A 22,990-nucleotide genomic window follows, 5' to 3' on the forward strand; every position below is an offset into this window, starting at 1 on the left:
GGTATGGAAAGCTCTTGCTGCATACAGAGCGCGTATTCAGCGGCGGTAGCGCTAATGTCCTTGGATGGGCCGGGTAGGGCAAACAATCAGTGACTCGAATGAACGACTCACAGCCGTGTTGGGCCGCGAGCCAGACGAATTGATAGGGCACTCAAGACTGTCTGACGGGGTTGATCCTGGTCCGGTATTATCAACCAGCTGGACGCAAAGATAAGGATATAATGAAGGATAGCGCCGTCGAAAGGAGAGGTCGGAAGCCGGACGTCGACGTCCCCACGCTCCTCGGTGAGGACCACGAGGCGTTCAAGGCGGTCCTCTCGGGCGAGGAGGCCGGGCCGGTTGCCGTCGTGGGCGACCCCTTCTCCGGACGCGGGTCAGTCCTGGACCGTGCTGTGCGGGATCTGGACGCAACCCGGGTTAGCCTTGACCCGGGCGACGGGGTCGACCAAACCCGGGCGAGAATCAACGAGGGGCCAGTCGTGATAGAGGACTGCCAGCACCTGTACGAGCGTCGCATCGGCGGCTTCGAGGAGCTGTCTGCGTTTCTCGACGACCTGGCGAGCGTCGATGCGACAGTGGTGACCGGCTGGAACCGGTATGCGTGGGCGTACCTCGCGGCGGTGCAGGCCCTCGACCGGGAGTTTCCCGTCACCGTTGAGGTCCAGCCCCTTCCCGCAGAACGGATCGCGGAACTCGTGTTAGATCGGTACGACGGGATGCCAGCGTTCGTCGCCGACGACCCCGAGCGGGGTGGCTTGGTCGTCACGACGCGCCACGAGATTGGCTGGCGGGACTGGTCGGTATCGGTGCCGGTCCCTATGCTGAGTCCAGTTGCAGTCAGGGGCCTGTTTTCGGATGGAAATCTGGATCCAAAGGACGTAACGTTCGGCCGGCTCGCTGCGGTCTCGAACGGGAACATCGGTGTCGCCACGGCGATCTGGGAGAGCCGTCACGAGTCGGAGGTGCGCCCGAGCGACATCGCGGTCCCCGCGTCCGATCGGGACTTGGACCGCGAGGAGGCATTCTGCCTGCGGATCGTGCTCGCGAAAGAGCGGGTCAACCGGGCACAGCTCGCGGGAATTGTTGACGGACTCGACCGAGTCCTCGGGCGCCTCTCGCGCGACGGTCTCGTCACGGTCAAGGACGATATCGTGGAACTGGTACCGGCGGCAGTGCCGGCCGCCGCGCCGGCGACCGAACGGGGGCGGATACTGTGACCGCGCTCCAGGCGCTGGTAGACCTGGGGATAGCCCAGGAGACGCTCACGAGAATGGTGGGCGTGCTCGTAGCCGCGTACCTAGCCACTCAGGTCGTCGGGTACGTGCTCAGGGCGGTCGCCGAGCGCCTTCCCCACCGGCGGATCAGAATCAAGATTTTCATTCCGATCGCGCGGGTGCTCATCTACGGAACTGCGGCGTATCTGGTCCTGGGACCGTTGCTCCAACTATCGACCGCACAGTTGCTCGCAGTGTCGGGACTGTTCGGGGCGGCTCTTGGGTTCGGCCTGAAGGACCTCTTCGCGGCGATAATTGGTGGGTTGGTGCTCGTCACCGAGCGCCCCTACCAGGTCGGCGACAAGGTCACCATCGACGGCGACTACGGCGAGGTAACCGACATCGATCTCCGGGCGACGACGCTGAGGACGCCCGACGACAGCGCCGTAAGTATCCCGAACGCAACGATGTTCACTGCGAACGTCTCGAACGCCAACGACGGCCAGCCGGAGATGATGGTCGTCGTCGAACTCGCGGTCACTGCCTCTGCCGACGTCGATCGAGCGAGCGCGATCGTCAAGGAGGCCATGGTGACTTCGAAGTACGTCTACGTCGACGACGACCACCCGTTCACGGTCCTGGTCGAGGACGAATCCTACTATCGGACGATTCGCGGCAAGGCTTATGTGGCCGACCTGCGCGACGAGTTCGCGTTCGCCTCGGACGTGACAGAGCGCTCGATGGCCGCCTTCGCCAGCGAAGGGATCGAAATGCCCGAGGCGCCCGTCAACGTCTCCGAGCACCGCTGACTCTGCGTGTCGCCTGTTGGTTTCGCCCGCCGATGCGAGTATCTCGAAGGCCGATTCTGGAGCTGATCACTTCTCAGGCCCGGCTAGATGCCGCTCGATCCACCCGGTACTTTGCCTCCTCAGTATCCCGTAATAGAAGTGAGAATACTGACACGTCACAAAAATCAGTTTCATCAGCGGGTTTCATCGGCGGTCGGGGTTGTTGACCAGCGGTATTCTTTGTAGTTCCTGAAAAAGACGATTCGGTGGAGAGAGGAGGCTACTCCTCGCTGAGCAATCGACGGAGCACCAGATGAAGGATTCCGCCATTTTCGACGTATCGAACGGCTGCAGGCGTCCCAACCTGTGCCGTGACCGGGAATTCGACGGTCGAGCCATCGGCACGTTCTGCGACAACGGTGAGTTCGTCGTTCACGTCTAGACCGTCGTCGAGTCCGTGAATCGCGACCCGTTCCGAGCCGTCAAGGCCGAGCGACTCCCACGAGTCACCGTCGACAAACTGGAGCGGCAAGACACCCATCCCGACGAGGTTGTCACGGAAGATGCGCTCGTAGCTCTCGGCGATCGTCGCACGGACACCCAGCAGATCTGTTCCCTTCGCCGCCCAGTCCCGGCTCGACCCCGTTCCAAGTTCCTCGCCGGCGAACACGACGAGGGGCGTTTCGTCCTCGTGATAGCGGCGGCTGGCTTCGAAGACCGTCGTCTGGTCGCCGGTTGGGTGATGGATCGTGTAGCCGCCTTCGACGTCTTCGAGCATCTGGTTCTCGATGCGGACGTTTGCGAACGTCCCACGCATCATTACCTCGTGGTTCCCGCGCCGGGCGCCGTACGTGTTGAAGTCGTGGGGTTCGACGCCCTGTTCAACGAGCCACTCTCCGGCCGGTTGCTCGCGGGTAAACGGCCCGGCGGGACTGATGTGATCGGTCGTGACCGTATCACCGAGCAGCATCAGCGTGCGGGCGTCTTCGACGTCGGCGACGCCGGGCTTCTCCAGGGGGAAATCCCTGAAGAACGGCGGTTCGCGGATGTACGTCGAGGAGTCGTCCCACTCGTAGACGTCACCGGTCGGTGCGTCGAGCGCCGCCCAGCGCTCGTCACCGTCGAACACTTCGGCGTACTTCTCTTCGAACATCGAGGAATCGACACTGTCGTGGACCGCCGCGTGGATCTCGTCGGCGCCGGGCCAGATGTCAGACAGGTAGACCGGATTGCCGTCGTCGTCGGTGCCGAGCGGATCGTGTTCGAGATCGATATCCATGCGCCCGGCGAGACCGTAGGCGACCACGAGCGGCGGACTGGCGAGGTAGTTCGCCCGGATTTTCGGGTGGATGCGTGCCTCGAAGTTCCGGTTGCCAGAGAGGACGCTCGTCGTCCAGAGATCCTCGGCGTCGATCGCGCGTTCGATCGGCTCGGGAAGCGGCCCAGCGTTTCCGATGCAGGTCGTACAGCCGTAGCCGACGACGTTGTAGCCGAGGTCTTCCAGATAGGGGAGGAGTCCCGAGGCTTCGAGGTATTCGGTGACGACCCGACTGCCCGGTGCAAGACTCGTTTTGACGTACGCCGGGACGTCGAGCCCTCGTTCGACCGCGTTGCGGGCGAGCAGCCCCGCCGCGAGCATCACGGACGGATTCGACGTGTTCGTACAGCTGGTGATGGCGCTGACTACGACACTGCCGTGCCCGATCTCGGTCGACTCGCCGTTCACATTGACTTCGACTCGGTCGGTGAGATCGCCGACGTCCGGTTCCGGAAGATCGGGGTCGGGTCGGTCGTCGTCGGAACCGCTGCTCTCGCTGATCCATCGCGTGATCGCATCTTCGTCGATATCGTCGAGTTCGTCCTCGAATTCGCCGTGGACCAGTCCCCGGAAGTGCGTCTTCATGTCGCCCATCGGGACGCGATCCTGGGGGCGTTTCGGCCCGGCGAGGCTGGGCGTGATCGTCGAGAGGTCGAGTTCGACCGTCTCGGTGTACTCGGGGTTCTGTTCACCGAACAGCCCCTGTGCGTCGAGATATTCGCGAACGAGTTCGATGTGCTGCTCGTCGCGGCCCGTGAGTTCGAGGTACTCGAGCGTTGCTTCGTCGACGGGGAACATACTGATGGTCGAGCCCTGTTCGGGCGCCATGTTCGCTATAGTCGCCCTGTCTGGAACGGTGAGATTCGATACACCAGGGCCGAAGAATTCGACGAATCGATCGACGACGCCGACCTCCCGAAGCTGCTCAGTAACGTGAAGGACGAGGTCGGTTGCGGTCGCCCCCTCGGGAAGTTCGCCGGTGAGCCGGACCCCGACCACCTCGGGGAGCTTCATCGTGATCGGCTGGCCGAGCATCGCGGCTTCAGCTTCGATACCGCCGACACCCCAGCCGACGACCCCGATGCCGCCGATCATCGGCGTATGGCTGTCCGTCCCCACGAGCGTGTCCGGCAGGAGCCACGCTTCCCCATTCTGCTCGCGGGCGTGGACAACCCGCCCGAGGTACTCGAGGTTCACCTGGTGGACGATTCCAGTCCCCGGCGGAACGACTCGGAAGTCGTCGAACGCCTGCTGGGCCCACTTGAGGGAACGGTACCGCTCGCCGTTGCGCTCGTACTCCAGTTCGACGTTCTTCTCGTAGGCGTCCTCGGAGCCGAAGTAGTCGACCTGCACGCTGTGGTCGATCACGAGGTCACACGGGACGTCCGGCTCGACGACGGTTGGATCCTTGCCCTTGCGATCGACCGCTGATCGGAGTGCTGCGAGGTCGACCACGGCAGGGACGCCGGTGAGGTCCTGCAGGACGACTCGAGAGGGCGTGAACGGGAGTTCGACGTCTGGGACGTCGGGTTCCCACGAGGCGGCATTGCGAACGTCCTCGGCGGTTATCGTCTCCCCGTCGACGTTGCGGAGAACGGACTCGAGGAGAACGCGAATACTGACGGGGAGCTGGTCGAGTTCGCAGAGACCCTCGTCTTCGAGGACTGTGAGGTCGGCCATCTTGTAGGAGGTGCCGTCGAACTCGAATTCGCGGATTGCATCGAATGGAGACGGTTCGTTCATACCTTGTCCTACGGTGACGTGGCCCTTGAATCGTCTCCCCCATGGACGGGGTGACGATGTGGACGGTCACTTCTATCGGGTGGAATGAGGATGTCGGTGTACATGATTCGGTTGACAACTGATTCTGCTACGAACTCGTCCCCGGCGGCTTCGGTTTCTCAGGTGCCGCCGATTCGATGCGGTCCTTGAAGAAGACGAGTTCCTTGTTCGTGTGATCGTAGAGTTTCGCCTTCCCATTGAGAGCGGTCGTGAACACCCATTTCAGCGCCCGTCCCCGTCGGTTGTTCGGGAAGTCCATCCAGACGGCGTGTGACATCCGAGTCCCGTCTGCAGTCTCTTCAAGTCGAATGGTTCCTCCTTCGGGAATCCGAACGGTGACGAGTCCGCGAAAGAGCGGGTAGTACGCAGTCCCCGTCCAGACCGCCACGTTGGGATGGTCGATATACTGGAATCGGCCATGCAGGTCGGCGTACATCCCGGCGACCTCTTCGGCCTGGTGGAACGTTGCGCCCTCTCGAGGACGGTTATCGGGCGTGTCGTATTCGAGCCCATAGTGTTCCTCGGGGTTCGACGCCGTCCAATGGACTGGGTCGGTTACGTACTCCCAGATCTCCTCGGACGATGCGTCGATGACGATTTCGGCTTTGTCGGTGACGTACATGGATTTACTCCCTGATTTATGATGCGAAGCCGTTGTAGAGCCACGCGAAGGCGTACATCAAGACGAAGCTGATCACCGCTGCCTCGACCATGCCCGCCACTGTCCCGACGACGGTCGGTTCGAAGAACAGGTGCCACTGCTCCATCGCTTCGACTGCGCCCTCGTAGACCCCGATCGCTCCGAACACACCAAGGAGGAGCATCGCGACGGCAGAGACGACTGCTGCTGCGCCCGCCAGTGCCAACGAATCGAGGTGCATCACGTTGGTCGTGGAGTCCATTTCGTACCCGTCTTGGTTTGTGGTAGCAGTGCTCATGACTAGAGATACGCTCTACTCCTTCAATCGGGTTTCTCTTACAATTCGAAAGGGAGCGATCCCTTGGTAACACGGAGCAAAAATATCGTGTGGGAAACAGCGGTACAACCCCCATATCTGTGTGACCGGTCCGTCGGAAGACCAGGGAGCAACCACCGACTGGAATCAGTGACACGCGAAAACTGATGAGCGCGAACGCAGTCCTCGAACGGTTGACCGCATCTGAATATCATGAGTCACCTTTGAATGCAAGATGTACTCCGCCCACTGCCCCGGTTTCTTAAGAAGAAATAACAAAACAGATGGCTGCGATAGTCTAGATATGCAAGCCGCCCTCATCGACGGAATTCTCGAGTCGTTGCGGATCGGCGTCGGATTCCTCTGGACGGCGGCGTGGGCGATCATCATGGGGCTCGTCATCACGAGTCTCGTTCAGGTTTACGTCTCGAAAGAGCGGATGGCCAAGGTCCTCGGAGAGGGGAATCTGAGTGGTCTCACGAAAGCAACCGTATTCGGCGCCGCGAGTAGTGGTTGTAGCTTCGGCGCGGTCGCCATTGGGAAGGGGCTGTTCAAGAAGGGAGCGCACACGGTGAACTTCTTTGCGTTCATGTTCGCCTCGACAAACCTCATCGTCGAACTCGGCCTGATGATCCTCATCCTGCTCGGGTGGGAGTTTCTGGTTGCAGAACTCCTTGGCGGCGTCATCCTCATCGCCGTGATGGCGGTCCTCGTCCATCTGACGCTCCCCGAGAATCTCTTCGAGCACGTACGGGAGGAACTGAATCAACGCGACCACGACCAAGGGATCACCGAGGATCCGACGTGTGGGATGGAGGGCAAAGACGAGTACTCGATCACGACCGACGGCGGCGAAACACTGAAGTTCTGCTCGGAAGGGTGCATGGAAACGTACCAGCAGGAAGCCGCAAGTAGCGGCGGGTGGCGCGACGAACTCCTTTCGTGGGGGGGCTGGTACAAGATCGGGAACCAGTACCGCAAGGAGTGGTCGATGATCTGGAAGGACGTCGTTGCGGGCTTTCTCATCTCGGGATTCGTTATCGTGTTCGTCCCGCAGTGGGTGTGGAACACGCTCTTCCTCCAGGGTGATGGACTCCTCGTCAGTGCCGAGAACGCCATCATGGGCGTCGCCATCGCCGTAATCAGCTTCGTCGGCAGTATGGGAAACGTCCCGTTCGCCGTCGCGCTCTGGGGAGGTGGCATCAGCTTCGCGGGAGTCATCGCGTTCGTCTATGCCGACCTCATCACCATCCCCGTACTGAACGTCTACCGGAAGTACTACGGCTGGAACGTGATGCTGTACATCCTCGGCATCTTCTTCGTCACAATGGCGTTCACGGGCTTCCTGATGGAAGAGCTGTTCGACGCGCTCGGCATCGTCCCGGATCTAGCCGGCGGGCAGACGGCATCCGAACAGACGTACTTCGAGCTCAACTACACGTTCTACCTCAATATCATCGCGTTCGCGCTCACGGGATTCCTCCTCTACGTCTACCGCCGAGGACTCGGCGCGCCTGGCCAGTACCGCGACCCCGTCTGTGGGATGCGAACCGACGACAGCGGGCCGAGCCTCACCCACGCTGGCGAGACGTACTACTTCTGCTCGAAGCGATGCAAGCGGTCGTTCGAGAAGCACCCTTCCGAGTTTACCCACCAACACCCACAGGTTTCAGGGATGGGGACATCTCAGGATCATGAACATCACTGAATACCACGTCTCGCGACCAAGTCTTGCGCCCAAGCAGCCCGAGTATTGCTTCGGCCAATCACAACTGGTACACCGATGTCTCGCCAACTCTCAGGCATGAACAAGCATAACGGCAGGTCGAGGTGGGATGGATGAACCGACAGCGATCCGACACAGTGGTCGGGCTTCTCGTCGCTGCCGTCCTCATCGTCGGCGGTGCACTCAGCTGGCAAGCCTACCAGCGACAGCAGGCATTCGAGCAGATGGGCTCGATGATGGGCACGTCGATGGGGGCAGTTCACGGAACGAATCCGCTCTGGTACGTCCTCGGAACCCTCCTCGTCTCGGCTGTCCTCGGTGGGGGGTATCTCGCGATCCGGGACGACCTCACGAGCACAGGCGCAAACGACCGCTCACAGGAGGAGATGGCGGATCCGACCGACTCTGAGAGCGCAGAATCACCAGCGGTGGCCACCCAGCCAAATGGGGCCATCAATCCAGAGTCTCAGCCGCAGGCTCGCGTGTTGGACCTCTTGCCAGACGACGAACGTCGGATTCTCGAACCGGTCCTCACCTCGCCCGGCATCACGCAGATCGAATTACGGGATCGGTCGGACTTCTCGAAGAGCAAGGTGAGCCAGACGGTCAGTGCTCTCGAGAAACGTGGTCTGTTGTATCGTGAACGCCAAGGCCGGACGTATCGTATCTATCCGAGTAACGATCTGCAGCAGAGTCAGAGCTAGCATCTGCTAGCGCTTATCGACCAGTTTTGTAGTTTGGCGTCGTATCCACCCCTGTGTAATCGCCACGTCGCCTACATAATAGCGGACTACGAAGCGGCGAGGCTCGAAGCGGATGAAGAGAGGACCGAAGAACCGGGCACCCGAGACACGGAACAGACGGCGAGGGATCAGTCCGGATTACTGGCGACTCTCAGGAGCCGACTCGCTCGATAATTGCCGATTCAGGTCGCCCCCACTTGCTGTCTCGAAGGACGGCTCGTGAATCCACACCTTTCGAGGACGCTGACTTCTGATTTTGGCGATTGTAACCAGTGCGATAAGGGGAGGGGCCCTGAACTGGCGACAGTTAGACGCGATTAGAGTTCCGGAACCGACGTGAACAGGAGAACGAACGCATTCACGGTCAGCAGCGCCAGCACGAGCCACTGGAAGATCCGCTCGGGGATGTGGTCGAAGATGTACACGCCGACCCACGCACCGACGAACACCATCGGCACGGCGATTGCAGCCTCGATCATCAGCGGTGTCGTGACCGCTCCCGTGTACGTGAGGCTCCCGAGACGATACAGCATGAGCGTCCCGAAGAACGCCGTGAACGTCGCCTTCATCTCTTCACCGCTCCAGAACCCGCTTGCCGCCATGAACGCGCCGTAAACGATCATCGGCGGGCCGGGGACGGCGACGGCACCGCCGAAAATCCCCGCAAGGAGACCAGCCGTCGCGCCAACTATCTTCCCCGGTCGGTAGTCCCGTGCTTCTATCCAGTCCGTGACGATTTCGAGTTGCTGGGTCGCGCCGACGATGATGACCGCGAGTACGAGCACCGCCCCGATGGCGACGCGCATCTGTGCTTGGTTGAACTGGCTGAACACGTAGATGCCAAGCGGCATCCCGACGGCGAGTCCGCCGACTGGAACGATCCACTTGCGCCAGTCGAACGCGTCCCGGACACTCCACCAGACGCGTGCATTACTTACGACCGCCGTCGCCGTGAAGATGATCGAGGCACTCGAGGGCGACCGGAACAGCGGCATCAGGCCCATCGACACCTGCGCGAAACCGAACCCGGCGATCCCGTGAATAACGGACGCAACGAGGATGACGACCGCAGACAGCCCCGTCGTTACCCAGTTAGCTGTCATCTAGACCACCTCGACGTTCGAACAAGCGCGTACATCTCTGCTCGGCCAATACTACGGCCTTCTCTCTTAGGGAAGTTCTCCCTAAGAAGCGTAAGGCCAGTGTCCCACTCATCCTTCGCACCTGCCACTAGAACGCACTACGAGACTGATTTGCAAACCGAACTCGACCGGTCTCGGCTTTCAACCGACTATGTAGCCGATAGCAAACCCATACGTGGTCTTGTTCGGTCTTTCGAATTTCAACCACAACTTATGAACAGCCAACGGTCGTATCTCCAGTGGCGTCACGATGAACCAGGAAGAGACTCCTGTCGGCGAGTGGCAATCCCTATACGGTGACCCTGCGCGTGACAGCACAGGCGATCCAGACGTCGTCTTCGCGCACGTCAGCGACCTCCACGGACAGCTCACGCCACGCCACCAAGTCTACTACGACAATCCGACGTCGAAGCCGAACTTCGAGTTCGGAGACGACGACCGCGTCATCAAGCGCGGTGGCGGGGTTCCCCTGCTCGCGGCCAAACTGGACGAACTCCGCGAGGATGACGAGGTCTGTACCCTGATGAGTGGTGATACGTTCCACGGCTCCGCCGTTACCACCTACACCGACGGGCGGGCGATGCTCGAGCCCATCAACGAGCACGTCGTGCCCGACGTCTATGTGCCTGGTAACTGGGATTACTCGAACGAGGCCGTCGAGGACGGCAACTTCGTGGAACTAATGGATGACCTTGACGCCCCGGTCCTCGCGAACAACCTCTACGACTGGGAGACTGACAAGCGGCTGTACGACGCGTACAGCATCCTCGAGGTCGGTGGACTCTCTGTAGGCGTCGTCGGTATGACGAACGTCTACGTCGACCGGATGGCGCCTTCGTTCTGGGAGAGGAAGTACCGCTTCGGGAAGCATCCCGCGCTCCTCGAAGAGTCCGCACAGGCCGCCCGCGATGACGGCGCTGATGTCGTCGTCGCAGTCACCGAAATCGGCCTGCCGTGGATGGTCCAGGCTGCGAAAGACTGTGCGAGCGTGGACGTGATGTTAAGCGCACACACCCACGAGTATACGTACGAACCTATCGTCGTCGAGGAGACCGAAACCGTGGTCGTCGAGTCCGGCATGGGCGAAGCGCTCGGCCGTGTCGACCTCCGAATTCGAGACGGGGAGATACAGTTCAGACACCACCTCTACTGCCTCACCGAGGACGGCGAGTACACGCCGGACCCGGACGCCGATGCACAGGAAACCGTCGAGTCGGTGCGTGCACCGTTCTTCGAAGAAAATCCAGAATTCGAGCGTGGAGCCGGCACGCTCGAACGCCCCCTGGATACGACCGTCGGGCAGACGGACACGCCGCTCTACCGGCAATCGTTCCTCGAAAGCGCCTGGAACACGCTGTTCAATGACGCACTGCGGGCACACTTCGACACCGACCTCGCCGTCTCACACGGGTTCCGTTACGGGACCGCTATCTCGGCCGGCGAGATCACGCTCGGCGAACTGTACACGTTCTTCCCGATGGCGACGCCCGTTGCCCGCGGCGTCGCGTACGGTCAGCAACTCACGAGTCACATGGAGGCGTTCCTCGAGGACAACTTCACGCCGTACCCCTACGACCAGGAGGACGGACGCGTCCGAAATTTCTCCTCGAATGTCGAGGTGACCGTCGACCCGACCGCCAAGCGCGGCCGCCGCCTCGTCGAGATGCAAATCGACGGCGAGCGGGTCGACCCCGAGGAGACGTACTCGGTGGCGACGTTCCGCCGTCCTGGCGACCCAGAACGTGACCTCGGCAACTGCGGGTTCCCGTTTCAGGACGTCGAGGTCGACAACGGGACGATACCTGTCGACGTCATCGTCGAGTACCTCGAAGAGCACTCACCAGTCGACTACGAGGTGATGGGGCTGGTCGAGACCGCAGACGATGGCGGTCGGGCACAGAACACGCCCGCCGACGGGCCGTATCCGTTCATCCAACCGGGCGTCGACTACCGGGACGGAGCGGCCTACTGCGAGACGTCCATGATTCCCCGTGGGAACGCTTTCCCCGAAGAAGGGCGTAATCGAACGCGCTAGATAGCGACGGTACACGCGACAGTCCCACGAACGGCGAACGACACGATACAGGTGAGATACGATGGTCAAGAACATTACCGTGGAACAACTCGCGGAGAAGATCGACGCCGACGAACAGTTCACGCTCATCGATGTGCGTCCCGAAGACAGCTTCGAGGCCTGGCACGTGCGCAACGCAGAAAACGTTCCGTACGACCCCGACCAGGGGTTGAGCGAGGCCCAACTGAACGAGGTGAACGCACTAGTCGACAGCCGGCCGGTCGTCGCCATCTGCGGGAAGGGCCTGACGTCGACGCCGTTCGCGTTCGACCTCGACGACCAGGGCTACGACGACGTTGAGGTCGTCACCGGCGGGATGGAGGAGTGGAGCAAACTCTACGAAGTCGTTTCTATCGAGACGGCCAGCGATGACCTCGTCGTTCGGCAGGTCCAGCGCCGCGCGAAGGGCTGTCTCGGCTACATCGTCGGCTCGAAGGAGGCGGATGAGGCAGTCGTGGTCGATGCGACCAGACAGACCGACCAGTTCAAAGTTGCTGCCCAGGACGCTGGGCTCTCGATAACCCGCGTGCTCGATACGCACGTCCACGCCGACCACATCTCGGGTAGTCGGGCACTCGCCGACGAGGTCGGCGTTCCTTACCACCTCGGCGACACAGCCAGCGACCGCGACGTCGAGTACCAATACGATCCGCTGTCGGATGGAGACGTCGTCGAAGTCGGTGACGTCGAGATCGAGGCGCTCCACACGCCGGGTCACACCTCGGAGATGATGAACTATCTCGTCGACGGCGAACTCCTGTTAACGGGCGATACGCTGTTCGTCGACTCCGTCGGACGGACGGAACTCCAGTTCGGCGAGGACGATGCCTCGCGTGGAGCGGAACTGCTGTACGACTCGCTCCACGAGACGATCCTCGACCTCCCGGACGACACCACGATTCTGCCGGGCCATCTCACCGTCACGAGCGACGGACGCTACGAGAACGGCTCGCCCGGCGAACCCCTCGAGGCCCAACTTGGCGATCTCCGCGAGGAACTAGACTTCCTCGGGCTCGACCGCGAAGCGTTCGTGGAGCGGTTGACCGAGGATGCCCCGGAGAAGCCCCCGAACTACGAGCGGGTCATCGCCATCAACACCGGCAAAGAGACCGTCGACGACGAGGGCGAGGCGACAGAACTCGAACTGGGGCCGAACAACTGTGCCGCATAGAGAACAACGGTCGCTCTCGCGCCGCAGGCTCCTCCAACTGACTGGGGCAACCACCCTCGGAGCGCTCGCGGGTTGCGCCGGTCAGCTACCGGGCACCGACGATGGTGGAGGTCGTGAGGTGACGCCACGCTCAACCGTCACGGCCGATCCAGATACATCCGTCAGCCTCACCGCGGCGTCCGGGGCCATTCGACCAGCGCCCGATATGTCGACGACCAACTGGATGTACGAGGGTCAATTCCCGGGACCGGAGCTACGTGTTCAGGAGGGTGACGTGCTCAGCGTCGAACTGACCAACGACCTCCAGGAGGAGACGACGATTCACTGGCATGGAATCCCAGTTCCGAATCCGGTCGATGGCGTGCCGAACGTGACGCAAGAGCCGATCGCTTCCGGCGACACGTTCACGTACACCTTCCGTGCCGAACCCGCCGGGACGTACTTCTATCACAGCCACGTCGGACTCCAACTCGACCGGGGATTGCTGGGGCCACTGATCGTCGAAGAACGTGAGCCACATGTCGAGTACGATCGCGAGTACGTTGTAGTCGTCGATGATTACCTTCCCAGAGAGCCGAAGCTTCCTTCGGACGGAGGCAGGGGTGGCGGAATGGGTGGGAGGGGCGGGATGATGGGAGATATTCGGCCGCCATACGAGGGGCTTCTGATAAATGGTCGACTCCCCGAGAGTCCCCAGACGTTCGACGTAACGGAGGGCGAGCGGATTCGCTTCCGATTCGTGAATGCCGCCAGCGCGACGATCTTCGGTGTCCGGATCGCTGGCCACGAGATGACGGTTACCCACGCCGATGGTCGACCTGTCGACCCCGTCGCCGTCGACTCGTTCGCCTTCGGAGCCGGTGAGCGCTATGATGCCGTGGTTGAGGCGACGAATCCGGGCACGTGGGTCGTTCAAGCGGATGCGCTCGATGGAAACGAACCACCAGCCAGGGCTGTCGTCGAGTACGAGTCAGCGGGCGGGGGGAGTCCACAGCGCCCGTCGTCGGCCAGTAACCAACTGCAGTACGGAGATCTGCGGGCGATCTCCTCGCTCGATGGAGTGAGTGGAGAACCAGATCGAACGTTCGATCTGACGCTCTCACGTGGCAGGGGTGAGTACGTGTGGACGATAGACGGACAGGCCTACCCGGACGCCGACCCGCTCCAGATCCGGCCCGACGAACACGTCCGAATTCGGATGACCAATCAGAGCCCGGTCGTTCACCCGATGCACCTTCATGGCCACTTCTTCCAAGTCGGTAACGCAGTCAAAGACACCGTCATCGTCCCCGGACATCGAGGGCAGGTGACGATCGACTTCCACGCGGACAATCCCGGCCGGTGGTTATTCCACTGCCACAACCTCTACCATCTCGATGCAGGAATGGCGCGTGTCATAAAATACGTCGAGTGACCAGGTTGAAGAGCCGGTTTCGGATCGTTCTACTATCGTTCGTGTGGTCTTGGTCCTGTCCGGGTGAGGAAGGGTTGAGTGCCAACCCGGTGAATTCGAGTCGGAGGAACGTTTCTTATCCTGAAAAACGGTTAGGTCGCCTTATACACGTTCTCGAACGTTCTCCTGAGTGGATTCACACCCACGTCGATAACTCCCGAGCAGTCCTACGAGTAACCGAGGAGAAAGACAATGACCAACTTCAAACTCGGCCGCTGGCTGCTCGTGGCGCTCGCGATCGTCGGACTCGCGTTCGCCGCGCCCGTGGTCAGCGCACACGGCACCGACACGGCTGCTGACGACGCGCCCACTGACAACGCTACCGCTGATGACTGGGCGGCCTGGATGGCTACCGCTGATGACTGGGCGGCCTGGATGGCTACCGCTGATGACTGGGCGGCCTGGATGGAGGCGCAGATGACCGAGCACATGGGCCCTGGTAGCGTCGAATGGATGGAGTCGCACATGGGTGTGACCGTCGACGAGATGGCCCAGGACATGGCTGGCGAGGAATACCACAACGGGGCTAACGACGACTACAACGGCGGGATGTACGGGCAGGGCCACTGCTGATAGGCCCTGACCGTTTCGATCGCTTCGACCGAACACCACGATTCACCAACTCAAGATAATGGCGCAACTCACCACTCACATCGGACGCACTGCTCGTCGACTCGCGATACTCACCGTCCCGCTGCTGGTCGCGGCAACTGGAACGGCTGCTGCCCACAGTAGTGGGAGCTACGGCGGCGGCATGATGGGCGGCGGCTGGGGCCTCTTCGGCGGAGCGATGGGGCTCTGGGGACTCCTCTGGATGGGGCTCCTCATCGCCGTCCCGCTCTACCTCGTCTATGCGCTCTTCAACCGAGGGTCCGGTGGAAACAATGAGCAGTCGCTGTCGGTTCTCCGCGAGCGCTACGCCCGCGGGGAACTCTCGGATGACGAATTCGATCGACGGCGAAAACAGCTCGAACGTACCGGATGACCGGAACCGCTGCTGTTCCAACCGGTACACCACACCCCCAACGCCCGCCGTTGCGGCGCCCAACCGTTAACCCCGTGGACGTGGTATGATATTTCATGGAATACACAGTACAGACTTCAGTCACCGGTGAGTTCGACGACGTCGTCGACACGACGATTGCTGCGCTCAAAGACGAAGGATTCGGCGTCCTCTGTGACATCGATATCCAGACGACGCTCAAGGAGAAACTCGGCGAAGAATTCCGCCAGTACCGCATTCTCGGTGCATGCAATCCCCCTCTGGCATACGAAGGACTGACCGAAGAAATCGAACTCGGCGCGCTCCTCCCGTGTAACGTCATCGTCTACGAAACCGATAACGGCGAGGTCATGGTGAGTGCAGTCGATTCGCAACAGCTGGTTGGCATCGCCGACAACGATGCACTTGACTCTATCGCGACCGAGGTCAACGAGCGTTTCGAGCGTGTTCTCTCGGCCGTCACCGATGAACTAGGCTCCAAGTCGGAGGCCTGATCTCGATGTCTTCATCGAACCAGCTCGACACCACGACCATCGTGCTCCTGATCCTCGGAGCGATCATCTTGCTCCCGTTGCTCACGATGGGGATGGGATTCGGCGGAATGATGGGGTACGGCGGGATGATGGGTCAGTATGGCGGAACTGGTGGGTGGTGGCCGTTCGTCGGGATGCTCGTCCCGCTCATCTTCCTCCTCATCCTCCTCGGCGGTGGCTACCTCGTCTTCCGGCGCATGAGCGAAACGCAGACGTCTCGAAATCCCGCGATGGAGGAGCTCCGCACGGCATACGCTCGTGGGGACCTCACTGACGAAGAGTTCGAAGCCCGCCGCGAGAGGCTCGAACGGTCGGAGTAATCGTCTCGACCACCAACTCCCGCGTTACTCACGTCCGCTTCCCTTGGATTCCGAAATCTGTGACCCTCACAGCTTTCGGATGTGAACAGAAATGTGCTAAAGGCACAAGACCATACTAGCTACTATGACAGAAGTACTCCTCTTCACGCAGGAGACGTGCGGGGCGTGCGCAACGCAACGAGAGAAAAACGAAGGCATCGAAGATGCGTATCCGGGTGTCGAATTTCGCGAGGTCGACATCCAGACCGATCTGGAGACGGCCGAGGAGTACGGCGTTCGAAAGACACCATCGACGCTCGTGTATGCGAACGGGGAGCGGACTGACGAGTTCATCGGCATCGTCGACCGGGACGAACTGGAGGCGGCTATCGAACGTGCAGACCAGCAAGTGACCGGACTCACGCAACGGCTCGCTAGCATCATCCGCGGATAACAGCAGTAAAACAACAATGACAGACTACAGTAGACGCCAGTTCCTAGGAGCACTCGGTGCCGGCACAGTCGCAAGTGCGGGACTCACCCAGCCAGTCGCCGCACAGGAGACGCCCGTCGTCGAGATGGGGAACAACTACTTCGACCCAATCGGACTCCACATCGAACCCGGCACGACCGTTCGCTTCGAGCTAGCGGCCGGGGCCCACTCGGCGACCGCCTACGAGAACCGGATTCCATCCGACGCCAGCGCATTCGACAGCGGGACCATCTCGTCGGGATCCTTCGAGTACACGTTCGAAGAGCCAGGCACATACGACTACTACTGTATCCCACACAAGTCAATCGGGATGGTCGGTCGCATCGTCGTCGGCAGCCTCGGCGGTCCAGCCGCGGAGAGTCCGATTCCGGACGGCGACGTGCCCGAGAGCGACGCGATCGTCGAACAGGGTGCCATAGCATATGGGTCCAGCACCGGAGGTGACGGGAACTCCGATGGCGGAATGATGGGTCCCGGGATGGGGTCTGGTTCGGAGATGATGAACGGCCGAAACGGTGGCTGGGGTCGCGGGCTGCCGTTCGTCGGCGGGGCACTTGGAATGCTCGGGCTGGTCGGTGGACTCCTCTACTGGACACTGGGTCGAGATGATTCCCCTCCCGAGAGTGACGGTTCCGCGATGGAAACCCTCCAACGTCGATACGCACGAGGCGAGATCGACGACGAGGAGTTCCAGAGACGCCGTGAGCGATTAGTGAAGGATCAAGGGAACTGAAGCCTCTCGAATACTGTGCGTGTAGAGGGCCCAACGCTCGTTGATCACAAGCCAGTAGCCAATCTCGACGCTAGACGATCCGTGCCGAACCCAAGTATCGTCAACTGAGAGTCACGAGCACAGCGATTTATGCCGATTGCCACCGTACGTTCAAGGAATTAATGGTTCGATGCTACATCTGTGATTCACAGTGCACCAGCGACGAGGAGGTGTTCGTCTGCGAGCACTGCGGGTGCTGCTGCCACCAGCACTGTATGGAGGAATACGATACCGACGTCTGCCCGAAGTGCGTTGGAGAGCCGATGATCGGGGCAATCGAATTTTAGCAGTCTAGGCACGCTGCCGTCGCTGACAGTCCGGAGCCGAAGTATGGATGTCCAGCTGGGGAAATACTTTCTTGACTCTCCCCGTAGCACGGGTATGTCTACAACCGTCGAACTCCCCGACACCGATCAGACGTGTGCCTACTGTGAGTCACGTATCTTTGACCACGACCCGATCTGTGTGCGCGACTGTACAGACGACTGTGGGACGCCGACGTACTTCTGCAACTACGCGTGTCTCACGACCTACGTGGACGAAAACGACCTGACGACTGGCGACGCCTGTGAGTGGTCGCCCGACGACCCCGACTGCAGTTGAGGAAACCCATCTCAGTGAAGAGACGGGGCAACGTGTCGGCTGTTCCAGCCTCGTTGAAACCTCAATCAGTTGATGGGGGCCGCGTCTGAACACAGAGGCTGAACACAGTACTTAGTGGTCTGAGAGCACAACTGGTCTGAGTAGGCAGTCTATTTTCCAATCGACGGAAAAGACGATTGCCCCATCGGACCCGCACCGTTAACCCTGTCCAGGGAGTAGTAGACAGGATGGGAGATACCATACAAAACTCTGTATCGGGGGATTTCGATGTCGTCATCGACACGACGATCGCCGCGCTTGAAGACCAGGGATTCGGCGTCCTCTGTGACAGTGATGTTCAAGCCACAGTACTATGCCCACGCGACGACGCCTGATCGTAGTCACGGGCGGAGCGTTTGTGACCAGCCTAGCAGGGTGTGTGACTAATAGCAATTCACCCGCTGGTGGCAGCGACGATGACAATAGCGGCAACTCGACTGACAACGACAATGGCGGAGAATCTACTGGCGCTAGCGATGAACACGATCACGAGAGCGGTCACGAACTCGGCTATCCGGAGACACAGATAGACGTGCGGATGGAATCGGACGGCGACAGTAACCACTTCGTCCCACACGTCGTTCACATTGAGGAGGGAGGAACGGTCAGGTGGGTTTTGGAGAGTGGCGCTCACGACACGGTTAGCTACCATCAGGACAATGCTGGCCTTCTCCCATCAGCGACCGAGCGGCGGATGCCGGAAGAAGCCCGGCCGTGGCGGAGTGAGTTGTATCGAACCAGGGGAAAGACGTTTGAGCGAACATTCGAAGAGGCCGGGATTTATGACTACACCTGTACCGTCGTCGAACATGGCCATGGGCCCGACCGTGGACACGGCCCTCCTGGCCATCATCAAACACACGAAGCGACGGGCATGGTCGGCCGCGTGATCGTCGGTTGGCCAGAACTCGATCCCAACGTTCAGCCTGCACTCCAACCACCCGCAGACGGACTCCCCAACGTCGCTCGGCGGGAAATTGAGGGATTCAATGAACGAACCAGGGCGGCACTAGAGCACCCCGACGAACACTGAGCGCCTCAAACTCCACAGAACCGGTGACGAGAGTAGGAGTTATCCGTTCTCTAGTTGTTCAAGACGTTTCAGGTCTACGTGACCACATGCGGCGTCTCTGAACGTGAAGGCCATGGATGTCTTCATACCCACCGAGCATACCATCGCTTTGATCGAAGGGTTATGACTGCTGAATAAAACAAGGCCCGTGTTTTGTATATAGCACGACCTCTGAAACCTATCACTGCTTGGGTTTTTCATAGAGCCACTGTTTCCCAAGCCAGGAGCCCTGACTGGAGCAGTACTGACGGCTGCCCAACTTTATGAACGCAGTCGACGAATTTCCCTAGTGATTCACCATGTCCACCGAGCGTACTTCCGACGGCCTGCTCCGCATCGTCCTGATCGTCCTCGCGGTGATCGTCCTGTTCCCGCTGTTGATGATGGTGTTCGCGATGCCGATGATGGGCATGATGGGCTGGTGGTGGGGCGGCGGGATGGCTGGCGGCCTCTCACCGCTGTGGGGCATCGGGATGATGTTCGTCTGGCTCGTCGTCCTCGTCGGCATCGGCTACCTCCTCTATCGAGGCCTCGTCGGCGGTGTCGGGTCGTCGCTGACCGGCGATAGGGCACTCGAGGAACTCCGGGTGGCGTACGCTCGCGGCGACCTCTCCGAAGAGGAGTTCGAGGAACGGCGTGCGAAACTCGGCCGAGAAGAGTCACAATAGCTTCTAAGATATCCCCGACAGTACAGCGGCGCGAATTCCTCACTGCGCTCGGAGCGGACCTTGCAGGTCTTTCGGGCTGCGTCGGTAACCTCCCAGGGAGTGGCGGTGACGTCGATCGGACAATCTACGTCGGCGCGTATCACTGGGGTTCATCATCCTCGACGAATCCGGCGAGGAACAGGACCGTATCAGCCTGCAACGGAACAATCTTCTCCGTGTCGTCTCATTCAACACACTCGCAAGTCAAGCCGTCCAGTCCCTCCCGGCGTCGACCGAGACGCCCTTCCCGATCACGAGGCACTCGAAGAACGAAACAAGGAGCGTATCCCGCACCCATCTAACGGCGACTTCCACGAGCTACTCGAAGAAGCGAACGAGCAGTATCCCGACCACAGCCTCGCGATCATGCCATCCGGACAGGTCCACATGGGCGGCGGAATGATGATGCACCCAGTCGCACTGCCGCAAAATGCCACCAAACCCATCGTTCGGCAGTTAGGGGCGACGCGACGGAGCGATTACACGCTGAGTTGCCTGACCTACTGTGGCTATGGGCACCCGTACATGGAAATCGATGGCGGCATCGTCGTCAGATAAGGGACGTCATGGATTTCACCGGACCGACCGTCTGGCGGACAATGGAGTGGTCGAACTAGCCGGAGAGCTGTTGCTTGCTCGACTCACGACGTTGCTTCGTGAATCGCTGATACCCAATCGCTCAGAGAGCGCTACCGGGTCCGTAGCGGCGAGTTGGCTTACCGTAGAACTCCCGGCACCGTGGAGACGTTCCTCGTCAGCGGCCCGTTGTACGTGCCTCAGCCCCGTTAGTCCCGCAAGCGCGTCGACTGACTATCGCCTTGACCAGTTCGCGAGCCCAACACGCGTAGTCATTTCGACCACGCAGAAGGTAGCGGCGGGTAGCGACGCTATCGTCTGGATGACGGTCGCAATCTCTAGGGTGACTGCGATGGCGAAATCCCACGTCCCGACGGATAGCGTCGGTGGAGTCAGACTAGAGGTTGTCTAAGTATTCCCTCCGTTGCTCCATCTTTTCCCTCTCCGTACGCCGGTCGTAGTGCTGTTCGATCACCCGTTGGCTTACGTTCGCACGATCGCTAACGACCTTGTCCGGCATATCACTATTCAGACTGTGCGTGATGCTTCCGCGACGAATTGCGTGCGGGCTCACGCTAGACGGACAACGATAGGCGGTATTCCGCTCTACTGCCGAACACTCTCCGAGGCCGCGGTCGTGCGGACACTCGGTGCTGTAGACACACGGACGTGTCCAGCGGTAAACGTAGGCGCGCAGCGTCGTCTTATTAGTCCGTCCCTCCCGCGAGGCCAGCAACGGTTCTCGACCGTTCTCGTCAGTTACCGACGGTCGCTTGGCGTCTAACCAGTCATCGAGGAGGTCACAGACTTGGTCTGAGAGTGCGACCATCCGTTCGCCCTCTCCCTGGTTTTTGATCGGGGTGCCTGTATCTGGTCGATGACGGACCTTGATGCACTGCTCTTCTGAGTCGTAGTCGTCAACGTCAAGTGCGTGAACACCGCCGACGCGCATCATCGTGTGCCACATCAGGGCAATTGAGACGTGCTGGATGCTCGCGTATTCGTACTTCTCCAGATGCGCGAGCACCTTCGAAGCACTATCACTGTCCAACATTATGTCCCGAGAGTTCTCATCGGGAGTGATCGACGGAGACAGCACCTTCTGACTCAAGTCCTGTTCTACACCGTCGATAGACTCTAGCCACCGGATGAACACGCGAAGGGTATCCATCTGGGTCTTCTCACTGACTTTGTTCAGGTCTCCATCCTCGCGCCGCCAGAGCCGGTACTTGTGCAGCTGGCGGCCGCTAAGGTTGTTGAGGTTCTGTATCTCTTCTACCTCATCACACCAGCGGACGAAGTGACCGAGTCGGTACTTGTGGCCCTTCAGAGAGGCCTCCGATAATTCGTTCCCTCTGTCAGCGAGGTACAGTTCAAGCGCGGTTTCGGCATCGATTGGTTCGAGACTCATGGTTGGTCGTCTCCGTTCAAGCGAACCCCACGAGTCCCGGTTACCGCCCGTTCCGAACCAACGGCTACATCGGCCGAAATCGCCAAAAGGAAGGGTTGTCACGCCGCGTGACCAAGGCCTGCAGCGCCCATGACCGACACTTGATTCGATTGCCTTTGTTGAAACCTTTGCCAACTAACCTGTACGCGATAGCTGTAGGTGACGGCGGTTCTCCGAGTTCTGGCAATGAGGTACCCGCTGCCGGTAACCACTCGGAGTGACGGACAACCCGGCGGACTCTCGTTCCATTCTTCGGCGAAGACACCAACAGAAGGCTTTTACTCGCCGAATCTCATGGAAGAAAAATGGCCCTTCGATGGTATCGCCGTTCGGTCGTCCTCGCCATTGGAGCAGTCGTCGGCGGTTCCATCTCCGGATGCCTCCGAGGTTCGACTGGTGAACGAACCGACGGTCCTCCCGGAACGGCCCGCTACGAGGAGTGTGACGCGGATTTCGTACTCTACTCCATCCTCCCCGACGACGTCGCGAGGGAGGTCGACGAAGCGTTCGAGACCGGAGCGTACGAGACCGAGGGGCCGCTGCTGTACGACCAGGCGGTCGGTCCCGGAACGCCCCTGTACAGAGGAGGTACCTTCTACGAACATCGTATCGAACGGGACGGCGAGACGATACGCATCTCCTTCGAGGAGTGGACGGCCTTCACGACCCCTGTGGACCTCGCACTCCAGAACGAGACCGAGGCACCGATCGAGGCGTCGGTGGCAGTCACCGACGAGAACGGCGACCGCGTGTTCGAGCGGACCGGCGTCACCGTCGCGCCGGACGGAACCCCGCCCGACTTCTCGGTTACCGGGGAGTTCGGCGTGTACACCGTCACGACCGAACTGGCGGACGGACGACGGGCGAGCCACACGTGGCAGATCGGACTCACGGACGACTTTACCTACTACGGGGACGGGCGAGTGATACTCTCTGGGGATGCGATCGAGTTCGACCAGACCACCAGTGTCTACGACCGGCCCATCTGCAACTGGGAGTAACGCCATCCGGGGCAAGTCTCGGGATGGCCACCCACTGCCGTGTCGGCCGAACGGAACCGTGGACACCGTCCCGAA

At 60.6% G+C, this 22,990-nt stretch carries 22 protein-coding genes and 1 pseudogene; 18 read left to right on the forward strand and 5 right to left on the reverse strand.

Annotation, left to right across the window (positions count from 1 at the left end):
- Positions 1-221 precede the first annotated feature (221 nt).
- The gene (locus tag ACSC1W_RS05020; protein ID WP_435345766.1) at positions 222-1,217 is read left to right on the forward strand and encodes a hypothetical protein; all 996 of its coding nucleotides are present in this window, start codon (positions 222-224) and stop codon (positions 1,215-1,217) included.
- Positions 1,214-2,023 carry a mechanosensitive ion channel family protein gene (locus tag ACSC1W_RS05025; protein WP_435345767.1) on the forward strand — a complete coding sequence of 270 codons (810 nt, stop codon included), beginning with the start codon at positions 1,214-1,216 and terminating at the stop codon, positions 2,021-2,023. The genes ACSC1W_RS05020 and ACSC1W_RS05025 overlap by 4 nt, the downstream gene beginning before the upstream one ends.
- A 259-nt stretch (positions 2,024-2,282) precedes the next feature.
- On the opposite strand, the gene acnA is transcribed toward ACSC1W_RS05025, so the two are convergent.
- The 3 genes from acnA to ACSC1W_RS05040 all read right to left on the reverse strand — a co-directional run bounded on the left by acnA (position 2,283) and on the right by ACSC1W_RS05040 (position 6,040).
- Positions 2,283-5,063 (reverse strand): aconitate hydratase AcnA, encoded by a 2,781-nt coding sequence (gene acnA, locus ACSC1W_RS05030; RefSeq protein ID WP_435345768.1) that lies wholly within the window; start codon positions 5,061-5,063, stop codon positions 2,283-2,285.
- A gap of 127 nt (positions 5,064-5,190) precedes the next feature.
- Complete coding sequence (locus ACSC1W_RS05035; RefSeq protein ID WP_435345769.1) at positions 5,191-5,724, reverse strand: SRPBCC family protein; 534 nt, start codon at positions 5,722-5,724, stop codon at positions 5,191-5,193.
- 16 nt (positions 5,725-5,740) lie between these two features.
- Complete coding sequence (locus ACSC1W_RS05040) at positions 5,741-6,040, reverse strand: hypothetical protein (RefSeq protein ID WP_435345770.1); 300 nt, start codon at positions 6,038-6,040, stop codon at positions 5,741-5,743.
- A 322-nt stretch (positions 6,041-6,362) separates the two neighbouring features.
- On the opposite strand from ACSC1W_RS05040, the gene ACSC1W_RS05045 reads away from it, so the two are divergent.
- Positions 6,363-7,766, forward strand: coding sequence for a permease (locus tag ACSC1W_RS05045; protein ID WP_435345771.1), 1,404 nt, complete (start codon positions 6,363-6,365; stop codon positions 7,764-7,766).
- 131 nt (positions 7,767-7,897) lie between these two features.
- The gene (locus tag ACSC1W_RS05050) at positions 7,898-8,488 is read left to right on the forward strand and encodes a helix-turn-helix transcriptional regulator (RefSeq protein ID WP_435345772.1); all 591 of its coding nucleotides are present in this window, start codon (positions 7,898-7,900) and stop codon (positions 8,486-8,488) included.
- 356 nt (positions 8,489-8,844) lie between these two features.
- Here the strand turns inward: ACSC1W_RS05050 and ACSC1W_RS05055 are convergent, their stop codons facing one another.
- A complete protein-coding gene (locus tag ACSC1W_RS05055) occupies positions 8,845-9,630 on the reverse strand; it encodes a sulfite exporter TauE/SafE family protein (protein ID WP_435345773.1) in 786 nt (261 codons plus the stop codon).
- 289 nt (positions 9,631-9,919) lie between these two features.
- Here ACSC1W_RS05055 and ACSC1W_RS05060 point away from each other — a divergent pair, with 289 nt between their 5' ends.
- The 13 genes and pseudogenes from ACSC1W_RS05060 (at position 9,920) to ACSC1W_RS05120 (ending at position 19,849) form a co-directional block, all read left to right on the forward strand.
- Positions 9,920-11,704, forward strand: a complete 1,785-nt coding sequence (locus tag ACSC1W_RS05060) for a 5'-nucleotidase C-terminal domain-containing protein (protein ID WP_435345774.1) — start codon at positions 9,920-9,922, stop codon at positions 11,702-11,704.
- A 61-nt stretch (positions 11,705-11,765) separates the two neighbouring features.
- Entirely contained in the window at positions 11,766-12,914 is a 1,149-nt protein-coding gene (locus ACSC1W_RS05065) for an MBL fold metallo-hydrolase (protein ID WP_435345775.1), read from the forward strand.
- Positions 12,904-14,328, forward strand: a complete 1,425-nt coding sequence (locus tag ACSC1W_RS05070; protein WP_435345776.1) for a multicopper oxidase family protein — start codon at positions 12,904-12,906, stop codon at positions 14,326-14,328. The genes ACSC1W_RS05065 and ACSC1W_RS05070 overlap by 11 nt, the downstream gene beginning before the upstream one ends.
- A 231-nt stretch (positions 14,329-14,559) precedes the next feature.
- Positions 14,560-14,940 (forward strand): hypothetical protein, encoded by a 381-nt coding sequence (locus tag ACSC1W_RS05075; protein ID WP_435345777.1) that lies wholly within the window; start codon positions 14,560-14,562, stop codon positions 14,938-14,940.
- A 58-nt stretch (positions 14,941-14,998) separates the two neighbouring features.
- A complete protein-coding gene (locus tag ACSC1W_RS05080) occupies positions 14,999-15,352 on the forward strand; it encodes an SHOCT domain-containing protein (RefSeq protein WP_435345778.1) in 354 nt (117 codons plus the stop codon).
- Between the two features lie 95 nt (positions 15,353-15,447).
- On the forward strand, positions 15,448-15,864 hold the full coding sequence (locus ACSC1W_RS05085) for a DUF302 domain-containing protein (RefSeq protein ID WP_435345779.1): 417 nt from the start codon (positions 15,448-15,450) through the stop codon (positions 15,862-15,864).
- A 5-nt stretch (positions 15,865-15,869) separates the two neighbouring features.
- A complete protein-coding gene (locus ACSC1W_RS05090) occupies positions 15,870-16,223 on the forward strand; it encodes an SHOCT domain-containing protein (RefSeq protein WP_435345780.1) in 354 nt (117 codons plus the stop codon).
- Positions 16,224-16,347: 124 nt separating this feature from the next.
- On the forward strand, positions 16,348-16,656 hold the full coding sequence (locus tag ACSC1W_RS05095; protein WP_435345781.1) for a thioredoxin family protein: 309 nt from the start codon (positions 16,348-16,350) through the stop codon (positions 16,654-16,656).
- A gap of 16 nt (positions 16,657-16,672) precedes the next feature.
- Positions 16,673-17,428, forward strand: a complete 756-nt coding sequence (locus ACSC1W_RS05100; RefSeq protein WP_435345782.1) for a plastocyanin/azurin family copper-binding protein — start codon at positions 16,673-16,675, stop codon at positions 17,426-17,428.
- Positions 17,429-17,848: 420 nt separating this feature from the next.
- A complete protein-coding gene (locus tag ACSC1W_RS05105; RefSeq protein ID WP_435345783.1) occupies positions 17,849-18,070 on the forward strand; it encodes a hypothetical protein in 222 nt (73 codons plus the stop codon).
- 227 nt (positions 18,071-18,297) lie between these two features.
- Positions 18,298-18,420: pseudogene (locus ACSC1W_RS05110) on the forward strand (DUF302 domain-containing protein); the annotation flags it as partial.
- 227 nt (positions 18,421-18,647) lie between these two features.
- Complete coding sequence (locus tag ACSC1W_RS05115) at positions 18,648-19,142, forward strand: cupredoxin domain-containing protein (RefSeq protein ID WP_435345784.1); 495 nt, start codon at positions 18,648-18,650, stop codon at positions 19,140-19,142.
- A 338-nt stretch (positions 19,143-19,480) separates the two neighbouring features.
- Positions 19,481-19,849 (forward strand): SHOCT domain-containing protein, encoded by a 369-nt coding sequence (locus tag ACSC1W_RS05120; RefSeq protein ID WP_435345785.1) that lies wholly within the window; start codon positions 19,481-19,483, stop codon positions 19,847-19,849.
- 1,012 nt (positions 19,850-20,861) lie between these two features.
- Here ACSC1W_RS05120 and ACSC1W_RS05125 read toward each other — a convergent pair.
- Positions 20,862-21,875, reverse strand: coding sequence for a tyrosine-type recombinase/integrase (locus tag ACSC1W_RS05125; RefSeq protein ID WP_435345786.1), 1,014 nt, complete (start codon positions 21,873-21,875; stop codon positions 20,862-20,864).
- 344 nt (positions 21,876-22,219) lie between these two features.
- On the opposite strand from ACSC1W_RS05125, the gene ACSC1W_RS05130 reads away from it, so the two are divergent.
- Entirely contained in the window at positions 22,220-22,915 is a 696-nt protein-coding gene (locus tag ACSC1W_RS05130; protein ID WP_435345787.1) for a hypothetical protein, read from the forward strand.
- Positions 22,916-22,990: the final 75 nt, after the last annotated feature.

This window comes from Haloarchaeobius marinus, assembly GCF_051207415.1.
Classification (GTDB): Archaea; Halobacteriota; Halobacteria; order Halobacteriales; family Natrialbaceae; genus Haloarchaeobius.

Excerpts from the sequence above, each read along its gene's own strand:
- ACSC1W_RS05050 (WP_435345772.1), top strand. The coding sequence starts at position 7,898 with ATGAACCGACAGCGATCCGACACAGTGGTCGGGCTTCTCGTCGCTGCC.
- ACSC1W_RS05065 (WP_435345775.1), top strand. The coding sequence starts at position 11,766 with ATGGTCAAGAACATTACCGTGGAACAACTCGCGGAGAAGATCGACGCC.
- ACSC1W_RS05130 (WP_435345787.1), top strand. The coding sequence starts at position 22,220 with ATGGCCCTTCGATGGTATCGCCGTTCGGTCGTCCTCGCCATTGGAGCA.
- ACSC1W_RS05060 (WP_435345774.1), top strand. The coding sequence starts at position 9,920 with ATGAACCAGGAAGAGACTCCTGTCGGCGAGTGGCAATCCCTATACGGT.
- ACSC1W_RS05095 (WP_435345781.1), top strand. The coding sequence starts at position 16,348 with ATGACAGAAGTACTCCTCTTCACGCAGGAGACGTGCGGGGCGTGCGCA.
- ACSC1W_RS05045 (WP_435345771.1), top strand. The coding sequence starts at position 6,363 with ATGCAAGCCGCCCTCATCGACGGAATTCTCGAGTCGTTGCGGATCGGC.
- ACSC1W_RS05100 (WP_435345782.1), top strand. The coding sequence starts at position 16,673 with ATGACAGACTACAGTAGACGCCAGTTCCTAGGAGCACTCGGTGCCGGC.
- ACSC1W_RS05040 (WP_435345770.1), bottom strand. The coding sequence starts at position 6,040 with ATGAGCACTGCTACCACAAACCAAGACGGGTACGAAATGGACTCCACG.
- ACSC1W_RS05080 (WP_435345778.1), top strand. The coding sequence starts at position 14,999 with ATGGCGCAACTCACCACTCACATCGGACGCACTGCTCGTCGACTCGCG.
- acnA (WP_435345768.1), bottom strand. The coding sequence starts at position 5,063 with ATGAACGAACCGTCTCCATTCGATGCAATCCGCGAATTCGAGTTCGAC.
- ACSC1W_RS05035 (WP_435345769.1), bottom strand. The coding sequence starts at position 5,724 with ATGTACGTCACCGACAAAGCCGAAATCGTCATCGACGCATCGTCCGAG.
- ACSC1W_RS05075 (WP_435345777.1), top strand. The coding sequence starts at position 14,560 with ATGACCAACTTCAAACTCGGCCGCTGGCTGCTCGTGGCGCTCGCGATC.
- ACSC1W_RS05090 (WP_435345780.1), top strand. The coding sequence starts at position 15,870 with ATGTCTTCATCGAACCAGCTCGACACCACGACCATCGTGCTCCTGATC.
- ACSC1W_RS05115 (WP_435345784.1), top strand. The coding sequence starts at position 18,648 with ATGGAATCGGACGGCGACAGTAACCACTTCGTCCCACACGTCGTTCAC.
- ACSC1W_RS05120 (WP_435345785.1), top strand. The coding sequence starts at position 19,481 with ATGTCCACCGAGCGTACTTCCGACGGCCTGCTCCGCATCGTCCTGATC.
- ACSC1W_RS05020 (WP_435345766.1), top strand. The coding sequence starts at position 222 with ATGAAGGATAGCGCCGTCGAAAGGAGAGGTCGGAAGCCGGACGTCGAC.
- ACSC1W_RS05105 (WP_435345783.1), top strand. The coding sequence starts at position 17,849 with ATGTCTACAACCGTCGAACTCCCCGACACCGATCAGACGTGTGCCTAC.
- ACSC1W_RS05055 (WP_435345773.1), bottom strand. The coding sequence starts at position 9,630 with ATGACAGCTAACTGGGTAACGACGGGGCTGTCTGCGGTCGTCATCCTC.
- ACSC1W_RS05085 (WP_435345779.1), top strand. The coding sequence starts at position 15,448 with ATGGAATACACAGTACAGACTTCAGTCACCGGTGAGTTCGACGACGTC.
- ACSC1W_RS05125 (WP_435345786.1), bottom strand. The coding sequence starts at position 21,875 with ATGAGTCTCGAACCAATCGATGCCGAAACCGCGCTTGAACTGTACCTC.